The sequence below is a fragment of the Actinomadura sp. NPDC000600 genome (assembly GCF_040492135.1).
GTDB lineage: Bacteria > Actinomycetota > Actinomycetes > Streptosporangiales > Streptosporangiaceae > Spirillospora.
Genome location: NZ_JBEUPD010000039.1, coordinates 1 through 12,213 on the forward strand (window position 1 = coordinate 1; position 12,213 = coordinate 12,213).

A 12,213-nucleotide genomic window follows, 5' to 3' on the forward strand; every position below is an offset into this window, starting at 1 on the left:
CAGGTATGTGCGCTCCGTGCCGTCGTCGAGCAGCAGCGGTTCCTGACCGTCCCAGCTCAGCTCCAGCATGCAGCCGCGCTGCCCGCGCTCGGGGCGCGCGGGTGGCCGGGCCCGGTCGTTCTCCGCCGGCGTTCAGGGCTTGCGGAGGACGCCGCCATACTCGCAGAAGTCGCGTCCCATCTTGGAGGCCCCGACGAAAGGGGTGAGCTCCTCCGGGACGGGGGGCAGGGGCGGCTGGTCGGGGTCGGGCCGCCACTGCATCAGGTTGACCAGGCCGGGCTCGACCGGCTCCAGGCCGTCGCTCAGGAGCGCGTCGACCTCGTCGCGGTTGCGGTTCTGCCACGGGATGCCGGCCGCGCTCATCCGGGCGTCCAGGTCAGCGGCGCGGTCGGGGTCGGAGCACACGATCTGGGAGAACGCGAGGTGGCTGCCGGGCACCGCCCGGTCCATGACCGTGCGGATGATCCCGCGCGGGTCGTCGGCGTCGGTCAGGTGGTGGCCGACCGACAGGAACAGCACCGCCAGCGGCTCGTCGAAGTCGATCAGGCGCTCGACCTCGGGCTCGGCCAGGATGGCCTGCGTATCGCGGAAGTCGGCGGTGATGACGACGGTGGACCCGTCGCCGCCCAGCAGGGCGCGGGCGTGCGCGAGCACGATGGGGTCGTGGTCGACGTAGACGACGCGGGCGTCCGGCGCGAACCGCTGGGCGACCTGGTGCACGTTGTTGTCGGTCGGCAGCCCGCACCCCATGTCCAGGAACTGCCGGATCCCGGCCTCGGCCGCCAGGTAGCGCACCGCCCGGTACAGGAACAGCCGGTTCTGCCGGGTGATGTCGATCGACTCGGGGAAGGCCGGCGCGGTCTTCAACGCGAAGTCGCGGTCGACCTGGTAGTTGTCCTTGCCGCCCAGCGCCCACCCGTACACCCGGGCGGACGCCGGGACGTCGTCGCGGATCTGGACGATCGATTCGTGCTCGTTGCCTGCCACCCTGCGCTCCCGCTCTCCCAGAGGTAGTTCGCTCACCGTAGCCGGACGCCGGGCCGCCGAAGGCACGCTTGCGATCTTTGGCCGCCGCCCCGTCCGCGCGGGCCGGCGCCGGGCCGTGGACGAGCGCAAGAACTGCTGGTCAGGCCACAGGTCTGTCCCTGATCGGCTGGATGGGAACGGCCCCGCCCAGCCGCAGACTCGAGGTAGCGGACGGTGCCGGGAGCGTCACCGCCGCCGCGCCCGGCGGCCCAGCGAAGCCGGATGCACGCGAACGAACCAGGAGGACCCCCATGAACCAGGAGATAGAGCACATGGACGAGGTGGACGTCCACCCCGCCGTCCACGCCCCCACCGAGCCCGACGAGCGGGAGGTCCTCGAAAGGCTCTACGGCCCGCCGGACCGCGACGGGTTCTTCCGCGGCCCGCCGGTCGGCGAGGAGGGGAAGGAGCGATGACCGCGGTGAAGATGGTCGCCGAGGCCCGCAGCACGATCGGCATGTCCGGGCGGCCGAACCCCATCACCCGGGAGTACGCCTCAAGGCACGGCGACGAGTACCTCCGCGCGGGCTGGTGCGACATGGCCGTCACCTACTGGGCGCGGCACAGCGGGAACGCCAAGGCCGTCCTGCCGGCGGGGGACCGCGCCTACACCGTGTGGCACGCGCGGGACTTCCAGAGGATCGGGCGCTGGCACAGCGGGACGGTCGAGAACGTGAACGCCGCGAAGCCCGGCGACATCGTGTTCTTCGACTGGGGCGGCACCGACGACATATCGGCGATCGACCATGTCGGCCTGGTCGAGTTCTCGCTCGGCGGCGGGCGGCTGCAAGCGATCGAGGGCAACACCGACGACGCCGTGAAGCGCCGCATCCGCGGCGCCGCCGACATCGCCGGCTACGGCCGGCCCGCCTACGACGACGACTGGACGGAGAAGATGGTGAGGAACCTCCCGATGCTGGCCAGAGGTGACACCGGCGAGGACGTGGAGACCATGCAGGGGCTGCTGCTGGCGCGCAGCCACCCGGAGGTCTCCATCAGCGGCACGTTCGACGCCACGACCGAGGCGGCCGTGAAGGCGGTGCAGCGGTGGGGCCGCGTCGACGACGACGGGATCGTCGGCCCGCTGACCTGGCCCGTCCTGCTGCGCGTGTCCGACCCCCTGGAACCAGGGGCCAGATGAGCCGCCGCGAACGACCGGCCGCCCCGTGACCGGACCGGGGTTCAGCGCGGCCCCGGCGACCGCGCCGTGATCAAGGGGAGGCGCTCGCCCGGGGGGCGCCGTGGAGGCCCTGTTCGGCGGCGTAGGCCTCAAGGCGGTCGGCCAGTTCGCGGGGTCGGCTCAGCGCGGGTGTGTGCCCGCCGTCGATCTCGTCGGGGGTGACGCCCAGGCGCTCGCGGGCGACGCGGCGCAGGTAGCCGGCGGGGAACAGGCGGTCGTCGCGGCAGATCAGCACCCGCGTGGGGACGTCGGGCCAGGCCCGCAGCGGCGACGGTTCCCCCATGCGGGCCTCGGACTGGGCCCGCGACCGCCGCATCGCCTCCTCCGCGAGCTCCGCCGGGACGTCCTGGTAGAACACGGCGACGGTGCCGTCGTGGCTCTCCCGCTCCTCCTGGCCGTATCGCGTGTTGGCCCAGTAGTCGCCGGGCGGCTCTCCGGGCGCCGGGATCATGGGCGCGACCAGGACGAGCAGCCGAACCGCCGCCCGGCCGCAGACGAGCGGGGCCGTGAAGCCGCCGAACGACTGCGCGACCAGGACCAGATCGGTCCGGTCGCCGACCGCTTCGACCACGGTGTCGGCGTACTCGACCAGGCCGGCCGAGTCGTCGTCGCAGGGGAGGTCCGGCGAGACGGCCTCGTGCCCGCGCGCACGCAGTTCGGCTTCGACCAGATGCCAGTACCAGCCGACATCGCCGGCGCCGTGGACCAGGACAAAGGTGGCCACCCTGCCTCCCGCTGCTCGGATGCCGAGAGGTTAGGCGACGGCGCCGACATTCTCGGCCGCCTCCGGCAGCGGAGCGACCCGTCTCGCCTTCATCGCGCTGTGCCGCGCCCCCGTGCGGCGGCGGCGAGCCCGGCCCTGCGTCCGAAGAACGACCCCTCGCCGAGCTGGGTCCCCGAACAGTAACCGGCGCCGTCCTGCGCGATGTTGGACGCGCAGGCTCCGGCCGCGTAGAGCCCGCCGATGACCGACCCGTCCCCCCGCCGCACCTCGCCGTCCACCGTCGTGGCCATGCCGCCGAGCGTGAAGCCGGCGTAGAGGGCGGTGCCGAGGGTGAGGTCGTAGACGCCCCAGGGGCCGTTGGTCTGCGGCGCCAGCCAGTCGGGGTGCTTGTGGAAGTCGGGGTCCTCGCCTCGCGCGGCGTACTCGTTGTACCGCGCCATCGTCGCGGCGAGCGAGCCGGAGGGGAGCCCCAGGCCCGCCTCCATCTCCTCGATCGTCTCGTAGCCGTCCTTCAACACCACCAGGGGCATCCGCTGCTCCTCCATGTGGTCGCTGTCGGCGATCAGGTAGGCGGCGGCGTCCGGCTGCTTGAGGACGAAGTACGACGTGCGCGCGTGGTAGCCGTCCTCGGCCGCGAACCGCTCGCCGCGCTTGTTGACGATGAGGCCTTTCACCAGTGAGGACGGCGGGTAGAAGGGCGCGGTGATGAAGGGTTCGTCCATGTGCTCCAGCGCGGCTCCGGCCGACTGCCCCAGCCGGATGCCGAGGCCGTCGTCATAGGTGCTGCCCAGCGTGAACAGCTTCTCGCTGAGCGCCGGCGTGTAGGCCGCGACCATGTCCGGGTTCATCACGAAGCCGCCGGCCGCGAGCACCACCGCGCCGCACGCGAGGACCCCGGACCGGTCGAAGTTCCTCCAGGCGACGCCGGTGACCGCGCCGCCGCCGTCGACCACGAGGTTGGTCGCGCCGGTCTCGTAGCGGACCTCGACCCCGGCCTCCTCGACCCGGTCGCGCAGCAGGTCCATGACCATCTTCGTGCCGTCGGTGTCGCCGGGCACCGGCACCTTGTGCCCCCGGGGCGCCGGGCGGATCTCCTCGCGGAACGGCCACACCTTCTCGTTGCCGGTGAACATCAGGCCCTCGGTCCCGGGCTGGATCACCGCCTTGCCGGGGAAGTAGGACCGCTCGAACTCGAAGCCCAGCGCCTCCAGCCAATCGAAGTGGGCGACCGATCCCTCGCAGTAGGCCCGGATCTTCCGCTCGTCGGGGTCCTTGGAGGTCGCCGTCAGGTAGCGCGCCATCGCCTCGACCGAGTCCTCCTGACCGGTGGCGCGCTGCACCGCGGTGCCGCCGCCGAGGTAGAAGTGCCCGCCGGACATGCTCGACGTGCCGCCGTGGACGGCGGCCCGCTCCAGCAGCAGCACCCGGGCCCCCGAGCGCGCGGCCTCCAGCGCGGCGCACCCGCCGGCGATCCCGAACCCCACCACCACGACGTCGAACCGCTCGGCGTCGTCAGGGAGATCCGCGGCGGGGACGACCTGGGGGACGGCCAGTCCGGGGGAGGTATGTGAGTTCATCGGTCCGTCTCTGGTCTCTCGGTCCGGTCGGACGGCGGCGGAGCGCCTGCCGCGCGTCAGCTCTTGTGCGGGATCTGCTGGACGGTGCCTCCGTCGACGACGAACTCCGAGCCGGTGGCGAAGGACGACTCGTCGCTGGCGAGGAAGACGACGAAGGAGGCGACGTCCTCGGGGAGGCCGGGGCGTCCGAGCGGGATCGGGACCATGTCGTCGGGGATGCCCTCGGTGAGCGGCGTCCGGATCAGCCCGGGGTGCAGCGAGTTGACCCGGACGCCGTGCGGGGCGAGCTCCACGGCGACCGACTTGGTCAGGCCGCGCAGCCCCCACTTCGAGGCCACGTAGCCGTGCGCCCAGGAGGTGCCGCGCAGGCCCTCGATGGAGGAGTTGTTGATGATCGACCCGCCCCCGGCGGCGATCAGCGCGTCGGCGGCCGCGCGGATGCCGAGGAACGGGCCGGTGAGGTTGACGTCGATGATCTGCTGCCACTTCTCCGTGCCGAACCGCTGGATCGCCGCGCCGTTGGCGATCCCCGCGTTGTTGAACAGCACGTGCAGCGCGCCGAACTCGTGGACGGCGGTCTCGACGGCCGCCGTCCAGTCCTCGGCGCTTGTCACGTCGAGGTGGACGTAGCGGCCCGCGTCGCCCAGTTCGTCCGCGACGGCCTTGCCCTCCTCGTCGAGGAGGTCGCCGATCACGACCCGGGCGCCCTCGGCGGCCAGGGCCCGGGCGCTGGCCGCGCCGATGCCGCGGGCGCCCCCGCTGATCAGGGCGACCTTCCCGTCCACACGTCCCATCGCTCGTGCCCTTTCCGTCGGGGGTGTCTAGTCGGCCAGTGCCGTCGCGAAGACGCCGCGGGCGGTGCCGAACGGCAGGTCGAGCGGCGTCCGCAGGCCCGGCGGCGCCGCGACGACCTCGGGGATCGCGTTGACGATGCGCCCGGCGCCCGCGGCGATCGCGGCGTAGTTGTGGTCGCCCTTGGCGCTGGTCGGGCAGACGTCGACGCGGTAGGACGGTTCGCCGACGATTTCGAGCCGGTAGGAGCCGCCGTCCTGCGCCGGCTGCGGCCAGTCGGGGCGCAGGTCGCCGCGGAGCCTGGTCGTGTGGTCGACGACGAGGACCTCCCTGCCGCGGGCGACGCCCCGGATCTGGAACCGCACGGCCGCCATCCCGCCCGCGGGGATGTGCCCGGCGGCCACGTCGAACGCCTCCGGCGCCGGCTCCCGCTCGTGCCACTCGGTGATCTCGTCGAGTTCGAAGCCGAAACCGCGGGCCAGCATCCGGAGGCTGACGCCCCACGACGCGGCGAGCATCCCCGGCCGCAGGATCTTCGGCAGGTCCGTCAGGGGGCGGCCGAAGCCCATGAAGTCGAACAGGACCGGACCGCCGTCGTAGGTGGCGTAGTCGGCGATCTCCGAGCAGACGACCTTCTCCACCCGCTGGCAGGTGCTGGCGATCGCGAAGGGCAGCAGGTCGTTGACCCAGCCGGGGTCCACGCCGGTGACGAAGAGGCTCGTCCCGCCCGCCTGGCAGGCGTCCTCGACGGGACGGATCATGCGGTCCGGCAGCAGCCCCCAGGGGTAGATCAGCGGCACCGGCGAGGAGGCGACGATGTCGCTGCCCGCGGCGAGGATCGTCCCGATGTCGGAAAGGGCGCCGGACAACCGGGTCTCGCCGATCGCGCAGTAGACGGTGCAGTCCGGCTTGGCGGCGAGCGCCGCCTCCAGGTCGGCGGTGGCCGCGACCCCCGTGACCACGTCGAGGCCGGCGAGCTCGCCGGCGTCCCGCCCGACCTTCTCGGGATTCGACACGACCAGCCCGACCAGCTCGAAGCGGGGGTCCTCGATGAGCTGCCCCAGGGCGATGCGGCCGACGTTGCCGGTGGCCACGTGCAGGACGCGGACGGCCGCGGGACCGGTCACCGCGCCGCCTCCGGAGAGCCTCCAGGCTCCTGGGTGAGGTGGTCGCCGCGCTCGACCGGCGGCGGCCACAGCGTCGAGGTCAGCTCGTCGTAGTGGTAGTGGCCGGGGACGCCGTGCCCGGCCACCTTCATCCGCTTCAGCAGGGTCTCGGGCGCCTTGCCGGACTCGATGATCTGCATGAACGTGTGGGCGGTCGAGGGCATGTCGAACCAGTCGCGCTGCCAGGCGATCTTGATCTGGCCGGCGTCGGGCCCCTCGGCCTGCCGCGCCACGCCGAACCAGGAGCCGCCGATCCCGAGGACCTCGTACTCCCGGCCCGTCTCGTCGTTGACGATCCCCGAGCGCTGCTTCCAGAAGCCGACGATCATCGCCTTCTTCTCGTCGATCACGGTGGCCTGGTAGTCGTAGTGCCAGCCGTCGAGGCCGTCCATCTCGATGCCGATCGCCCAGTCCCGGATCTGGTCGCGGCCGACGGCCATGAAGTGCTCGTCGGGGCCGTACATCCAGCCGTAGGTCGCGTCCTCGGCGTAGGACTCGGCCAGCACGCGCCAGTCGCCGGTCCGCTCGGCCTCGCGGTTGGCCGCCAGCCAGGAGTCCCAGAACTCCTCGATCTCGGCGCGGGTCAGGTCGCTGGAGTCGCTCACGTCGTTTCCTCAATCCTCTTCGAGAGAGAGCGCGAAGGCGGGGCAGTACTTCACGGCCGTCGCCACGTCCTTGCGGCGCGACTCGTCCGGACGCTCGACGAGGACCTCGACCACGTCGTTCCCGGCGTCGAAACCGAACACGTCGGGGGCCTCCAGTTGGCAGAGCTGGTGCCCCTGGCACACGCTCGTGTCGGCGACCACGCGCATCGGCCTCACCTTCCCTCGCGCCGGCGGTACCTGACCCGGCAGGGCTGCCGGAGCTGGATCACCATCTTGGACGTGTCGTCCCGGTAGGAGTCCAGGGGCTCGACGGGCTCGAACGAGAAGTCGCGCAGGACGACGGAGAAGATCGCCTTCATCTGCATCATCGCGAACGCGTTGCCGACGCAGCGGTGCCTTCCGGCGCCGAACGGGATCCAGCTCCAGCGGTTCTGCAGGTCCTCCTGCCGGGGGTCGATGTAGCGGCCCGGGTCGAAGTCCCCGGCCTTCGGGAAGTCGGCCTCGATCCGGTTGGAGACCCGCGGGGACGCCGCGATCAGCGTCCCGGCGGGGACGGTGCTGCCGAGCACGTCGAACTCCTCGCGGACCAGCCGCATCAGGATGATCAGCGGCGGGTGCAGGCGCAGGGTCTCCTTCAGCACCGATTCCAGTACGGGGATCGACCTCAGCGCCTGGAAGGACACCTCGGTCCCGTCGGCGTAGAGCGCGTCGAGCTCCGCGGCCACGTCGGCGAGGATCTCCGGGTGGCGCAGGAGCTCGATCATCGCCCAGGACGCGGTGCCGCTGGTGGTGTGGTGCCCGGCGAACATCATCGAGATGAAGATGCCGGTGATGTAGTCGGCGCTCATGTCCAGCGAGATGAGGACGTCGAGCAGGTCGCGCTGGTCCCTGGGCACCTTGCCCCGCCGCTTGCGCCGGTCGATGATCCCCCCGACCAGGGCGACCAGTTCCTTGCGGGCCTCGTCCCGCCGCCGGAAGCTGTCGATCTCCGCGTACGCGTCGACGTAGGCGATGGCGTCGGTGCCGCGTTCGAGCTCGTGGTAGTGGTGTGCGAACGAGCTGTCGAGCTCGTCGCGGAACGGCTTGCCGATCAGGCACGCCGAGGTGGTGTAGATGGTCAGCTCGGCGAAGAAGTCGAGGAGGTCGATCTCCCCCTCGTCGCCCCAGTCGGCGACCATGCGGCGGATCTCCGCCTCGATGGTCTGCGCGTGGCCGCGCATCATGTCGCCGCGCAGCGCCTGGTTCTTCAGCATCTGCTGGCGCTCTTCCGGGGACGCGTCGAAGACGACGCCCTTACCGAAGATCGGCGTCATGAACGGGTACGCGGCGGCCTGGTCGAGCAGGCCGTCCGGGGCCCGGAAGAACACCTCGTTCGCCTCGGCCCCGCTGACCATCACGACGTCCTTGTCGGCGAGCCGGAAGCGCCCGACGTCCCCGCACTCCTCGCGGACGCGGTGGAACAGCCCGATGGGGTCGACCCGCATCTCCGGCAGGTGCCCCGTGCCCCGGATGATCTCTGGGACCTCGGGACTCCGGTCGTCCAGGGCCATGCTCACCTCGGGGATCGCGGCGAGCGGCCCGCTCCCCCCGGTCTCGGCAGCAGTCATGACTTCTCTCCACGGGTGTGCACGCCCGGGGGCGCGGCTGCGTGCAAAGGGAATAGAACGCGTTACCGAGTATCGGCGCGTTCGCTGGTCACCTGACTGGACATGTGTCCACCTTAGACGCCGACTGCGCGACCCGGCAAGAGTCCGCGGCATCCGGGCAGGCGTCCGGACACCTGTCCAGTCACTCTTTCAGATTAAGTGGAACGCGTTCTACTATGACGCCATGCGCAACGGAGTCGTGCTCTTCACCTCGGACCGCGGCATCACGCCGGCCGCCCTCGCGAAGGCCGCGGAGGAGCGCGGCTTCGACACCTTCTACGTGCCCGAGCACACCCACATCCCGGTGCGCCGCGAGGCGCTGCACCCCACCGGCGGCGAGGCGCTGCCCGACGACCGCTACCTGCGCACCCTCGACCCGTGGGTGTCGCTGGCGACCGCCGCCGCGGTCACCGGGCGGATCGGCCTGGCGACCGCGGTCTCGCTGCCGGTGGAGTCCGACCCGATCACCCTCGCCAAGACGCTCGCGACGCTCGACCACCTGTCCGGCGGCCGGCTGACCATCGGCGCCGGCTTCGGCTGGAACACCGACGAGCTGGCCGACCACCACGTCCCCGCGGGGAGGCGGCGCACCGTCCTCAAGGAGTACCTGGAGGCGATGCGCGCCCTGTGGACCGAGGAGGAGGCCTCCTACGACGGCGAGTTCGTGTCTTTCGGGCCGAGCTGGGCCTACCCGAAGCCGCCGCAGGGCCGCATCCCGGTGATCATCGGTGCCGGGGGCGGCCCCAAGACCATGAAGTGGATCGCCCGCAACGCCGACGGCTGGATGACCACCCCGACCGACACCGGCATCGCCGCGAAGGCCGACCTCCTGCGCAAGGAGTGGGCCGAGGCCGACCGGGCGGGCGAGCCCGACGTGCGGATCCTCGTCGCCAAGAAGCCCGCGCCCGAGGACTTCGCCGACTGGGAGGCCGCCGGAGCCTCCGAACTGATCTGGGGCGTACCGGACGCCGACGAGGCGACGGTGGTCAAGTACCTGGACAGGACGGCCGCGCGGCTCGGCCTGGCCTAGCAGCCGGTAGCACGCGGCACGCGGCCCCGTCCCGCCAGACGCACCGGGCGCCGTCCGTCGCGCCTTCCGCAACCTCCGCCCGACCGAAGACCAAGGAGATCCGCAGATGGCCCACCCGCCGGGCCGGTACGCCGGCCTGACCCGCGAGGAGCTCGCGGTCGTCGTCCCCGAACTGCTCCTGATCGGGCAGCTCATCGACCGCTCCGGGATGGCGTGGTGCATCTCCGCCTTCGGAAGGGAGGAGATGGCGCGGATCGCGATCGAGGAGTGGGCGGCATCGAGCCCGATCTACACGAGGCGGATGCAGCGGGCCCTCGGCTACGCGCCCGAGGTGCCCGGACGAGGCGACGTCCCGACCATCTTCAAGGGCCTCCAACTCGACATCGGCGCTCCGCCCCAGTTCATGGACTTCCGCTACACCGTGCACGACCGGTGGCACGGCGAGTTCCACCTCGACCACTGCGGCGCCCTCATGGACGTGGAGCCGATGGGCGACGACTACGTCCGGTCCATGTGCCACGACATCGAGGACCCCACCTTCGACGCGACCGCGGTCGCGACCAACCCGAAGGCCCAGGTGCGGCCGATCCACCGGCCGCCCCGCCGCCCCGCCGACCGGCACCCCCACTGCGCGTGGACGGTGATCATCGACGAGTCGTACCCGGACGCGCAGGGCATCCCGCTCCTCGCCGACAACGAGCGCTCCCGCGCCGCGACCCTCGGCCTCGCGCCGATCGACCCGGCCGACGACGGGCTCGCCGACTACTCCGGCCCCCTGCTCTCCGACCTCGACTTCGCCGCCTTCTCCCGTTCCGCCCTGGCCCGGATCGCCGACGAGGTCTGCCTGCAGATGCACCTGCTCAACCGGGCCTTCACGCTCTCCGTGGCCAAGCGCGCCGCCGACGCCACGGAACTGCTCCGCATCCGCCGCAAGCAGCTCGCAGGCATCGCTGGAATCGCCGCGGAACGGCTCCTCCGAGCCTTGGACCTGCCGCGCGGCGCGGAGGGAGCGGCCCGCCTACTCGCGCTGCACCCGATCCTCAATCCCGCGGCCTACGTCTATGCCGACCTCGACGGTGTGAAGGTCGTCGTCCGTCCATCCCCGGCGCATGAGGACGGCGCCTGGATCTCCCTGTGCGGCCCCCAGTGGACGACCGCGCTCCAGACCGTCGTCCGCGCCGTGGACCCCCATCTCGACGTCGAGGTCACCGGCCTCGGCACTCAGGAGTGGCGGGCGACCGTCGTCCGCCGCGACCAGCCGGCACCGGAGGCCGACGAGGTCGCCGTCGTCCGCTTCAGCACCGGCGCCGCCTTCACCTTCCAGCCCCGCCGCTCACTGCCGATCACCCCCGTCTGACACCACCTCCCACCGACTCGACGTAGGCCGGAGCCCGCCCCCGAGTTGGAGTGAACGCCTCCGCAGAAGGACCTTCGACCCTCCCGAACGCCGACTTTGGCCGCTGCCGATCACCCTTTTCGCGGGAGCACCGTGGAGACGTCCCACCAGAAGGCACGAGCCGAACCGCGCGAGGAGCGACACGGCCCGCCCTGGGAAGAAGGAGGGGGCCACGATGATGTACGGCGATCACATGAACGGCTGGGGCTACGGCTTCATGACCGTCGGCATGCTGCTGTTCTGGGCCCTGCTGATCCTCACGATCATCCTCGTGGTCCGCTACCTCCCCGGCAAGGACCACCGACCGCCCCCGCCGCCCCCGCGGTCTCCGCAGCCTCCGGCCGAGGGCGCCGAACAGATCCTGGCCGAACGCTTCGCCCGCGGCGAGATCGACGAGAAGGAGTACCGCCACCGCCTCGCCGTCCTCCGAAACGACACCACCCCGACCCCGAACCCCTGACAGACACCCACCGAGCGGCCACGGGAAGCCGTTCGGAAATCACGGTGCACGTGCCCGGGTCCCTCAGGCCAGCAGTGGGTTAATAACGCTGTAGAGGCCTTCGACCAGTTCGGGGCGGTCGTGAAGCACCTCCTCCAAGACCACCCGCCAGTACCCGGCTTCTTTGTAGTAGGCGTCTTCCCGCTGAAGCCGGAGGCGGGTTTCGAGCAATCGCGCTTCGAAGCCCGGCCCAAGGCATCGGCCGACCTCACCGCTCATCCACCAGCACAGATCGCTTCCGGCGGCCGTCACCAGAACGCGCGCGGCATCGAACGCCACCCGTTGCGGGCTCACGGCGGTCATGGCACAAAGCTACGATCAGCCGTTCGCCCTGTCGATCGCCCCCCGAATTCGGTCAGCCCCGTTCTGCGGCAGTGGCGCGCCCCCTTGCGGCAAGTCGCAGGAACGGAGCCGGCAGATGCCCGCCCCTGCGCAGGACCGCACAGCAGTCGCACTGCTGACGAGCGAAGTCCGGCCCCCGCCGCAACTCGGCGAACGTCCTCGCCGCGGGACACAGAAAGGCTCGCGGCTTACAAGGAGGAAACGTCTGCCTCCCCAGGATGGAACGGAAC

Annotated in this window: 14 protein-coding genes and 1 pseudogene; 5 read left to right on the forward strand and 10 right to left on the reverse strand. The window is 71.4% G+C overall.

Features of this window, described 5'->3' with window-relative positions:
* Nucleotides 1-93: pseudogene (locus tag ABWI07_RS44530) on the reverse strand (fumarylacetoacetate hydrolase family protein); the annotation flags it as partial.
* A 39-nt stretch (nt 94-132) separates the two neighbouring features.
* Nucleotides 133-987: an SAM-dependent methyltransferase gene (locus tag ABWI07_RS36600; protein ID WP_149261531.1), complete on the reverse strand. Its 855-nt coding sequence runs from the start codon at nt 985-987 to the stop codon at nt 133-135.
* Nucleotides 988-1,277: 290 nt separating this feature from the next.
* Between ABWI07_RS36600 and ABWI07_RS36605 the strand changes: the two genes are divergently transcribed.
* Together ABWI07_RS36605 and ABWI07_RS36610 are read left to right on the forward strand one after the other, a co-directional pair.
* Nucleotides 1,278-1,442, forward strand: a complete 165-nt coding sequence (locus ABWI07_RS36605) for a hypothetical protein (RefSeq protein ID WP_200842102.1) — start codon at nt 1,278-1,280, stop codon at nt 1,440-1,442.
* Nucleotides 1,439-2,167, forward strand: coding sequence for a peptidoglycan-binding domain-containing protein (locus tag ABWI07_RS36610; protein ID WP_353821363.1), 729 nt, complete (start codon nt 1,439-1,441; stop codon nt 2,165-2,167). Before ABWI07_RS36605 ends, ABWI07_RS36610 begins: the two co-directional genes overlap by 4 nt.
* Nucleotides 2,168-2,237: 70 nt before the next feature.
* On the opposite strand, the gene ABWI07_RS36615 is transcribed toward ABWI07_RS36610, so the two are convergent.
* From ABWI07_RS36615 to ABWI07_RS36645, 7 genes are all read right to left on the reverse strand, one after another.
* Nucleotides 2,238-2,930 (reverse strand): alpha/beta hydrolase, encoded by a 693-nt coding sequence (locus ABWI07_RS36615; protein ID WP_149261533.1) that lies wholly within the window; start codon nt 2,928-2,930, stop codon nt 2,238-2,240.
* A gap of 89 nt (nt 2,931-3,019) precedes the next feature.
* Complete coding sequence (locus tag ABWI07_RS36620; RefSeq protein WP_353821364.1) at nt 3,020-4,507, reverse strand: FAD-binding protein; 1,488 nt, start codon at nt 4,505-4,507, stop codon at nt 3,020-3,022.
* Nucleotides 4,508-4,563: 56 nt separating this feature from the next.
* Entirely contained in the window at nt 4,564-5,301 is a 738-nt protein-coding gene (locus ABWI07_RS36625) for a glucose 1-dehydrogenase (protein WP_149261535.1), read from the reverse strand.
* A 27-nt stretch (nt 5,302-5,328) separates the two neighbouring features.
* Nucleotides 5,329-6,426 carry an NAD(P)H-dependent amine dehydrogenase family protein gene (locus ABWI07_RS36630; protein ID WP_149261536.1) on the reverse strand — a complete coding sequence of 366 codons (1,098 nt, stop codon included), beginning with the start codon at nt 6,424-6,426 and terminating at the stop codon, nt 5,329-5,331.
* Nucleotides 6,423-7,070 (reverse strand): nuclear transport factor 2-like protein, encoded by a 648-nt coding sequence (locus ABWI07_RS36635; protein WP_353821365.1) that lies wholly within the window; start codon nt 7,068-7,070, stop codon nt 6,423-6,425. The genes ABWI07_RS36630 and ABWI07_RS36635 overlap by 4 nt, the downstream gene beginning before the upstream one ends.
* A 9-nt stretch (nt 7,071-7,079) precedes the next feature.
* Nucleotides 7,080-7,277, reverse strand: coding sequence for a ferredoxin (locus tag ABWI07_RS36640; RefSeq protein ID WP_149261537.1), 198 nt, complete (start codon nt 7,275-7,277; stop codon nt 7,080-7,082).
* Between the two features lie 5 nt (nt 7,278-7,282).
* The gene (locus ABWI07_RS36645; RefSeq protein ID WP_305790875.1) at nt 7,283-8,677 is read right to left on the reverse strand and encodes a cytochrome P450; all 1,395 of its coding nucleotides are present in this window, start codon (nt 8,675-8,677) and stop codon (nt 7,283-7,285) included.
* 223 nt (nt 8,678-8,900) lie between these two features.
* On the opposite strand from ABWI07_RS36645, the gene ABWI07_RS36650 reads away from it, so the two are divergent.
* The 3 genes from ABWI07_RS36650 to ABWI07_RS36660 all read left to right on the forward strand — a co-directional run bounded on the left by ABWI07_RS36650 (nt 8,901) and on the right by ABWI07_RS36660 (nt 11,602).
* Nucleotides 8,901-9,746 carry an LLM class F420-dependent oxidoreductase gene (locus tag ABWI07_RS36650; RefSeq protein WP_149261538.1) on the forward strand — a complete coding sequence of 282 codons (846 nt, stop codon included), beginning with the start codon at nt 8,901-8,903 and terminating at the stop codon, nt 9,744-9,746.
* 106 nt (nt 9,747-9,852) lie between these two features.
* Nucleotides 9,853-11,103, forward strand: coding sequence for a hypothetical protein (locus ABWI07_RS36655; protein ID WP_149261539.1), 1,251 nt, complete (start codon nt 9,853-9,855; stop codon nt 11,101-11,103).
* A 214-nt stretch (nt 11,104-11,317) separates the two neighbouring features.
* Entirely contained in the window at nt 11,318-11,602 is a 285-nt protein-coding gene (locus ABWI07_RS36660; RefSeq protein WP_235037071.1) for an SHOCT domain-containing protein, read from the forward strand.
* A 63-nt stretch (nt 11,603-11,665) separates the two neighbouring features.
* Here ABWI07_RS36660 and ABWI07_RS36665 read toward each other — a convergent pair whose 3' ends face one another.
* Nucleotides 11,666-11,944 (reverse strand): hypothetical protein, encoded by a 279-nt coding sequence (locus ABWI07_RS36665; protein ID WP_149261540.1) that lies wholly within the window; start codon nt 11,942-11,944, stop codon nt 11,666-11,668.
* Nucleotides 11,945-12,213 lie beyond the last annotated feature (269 nt).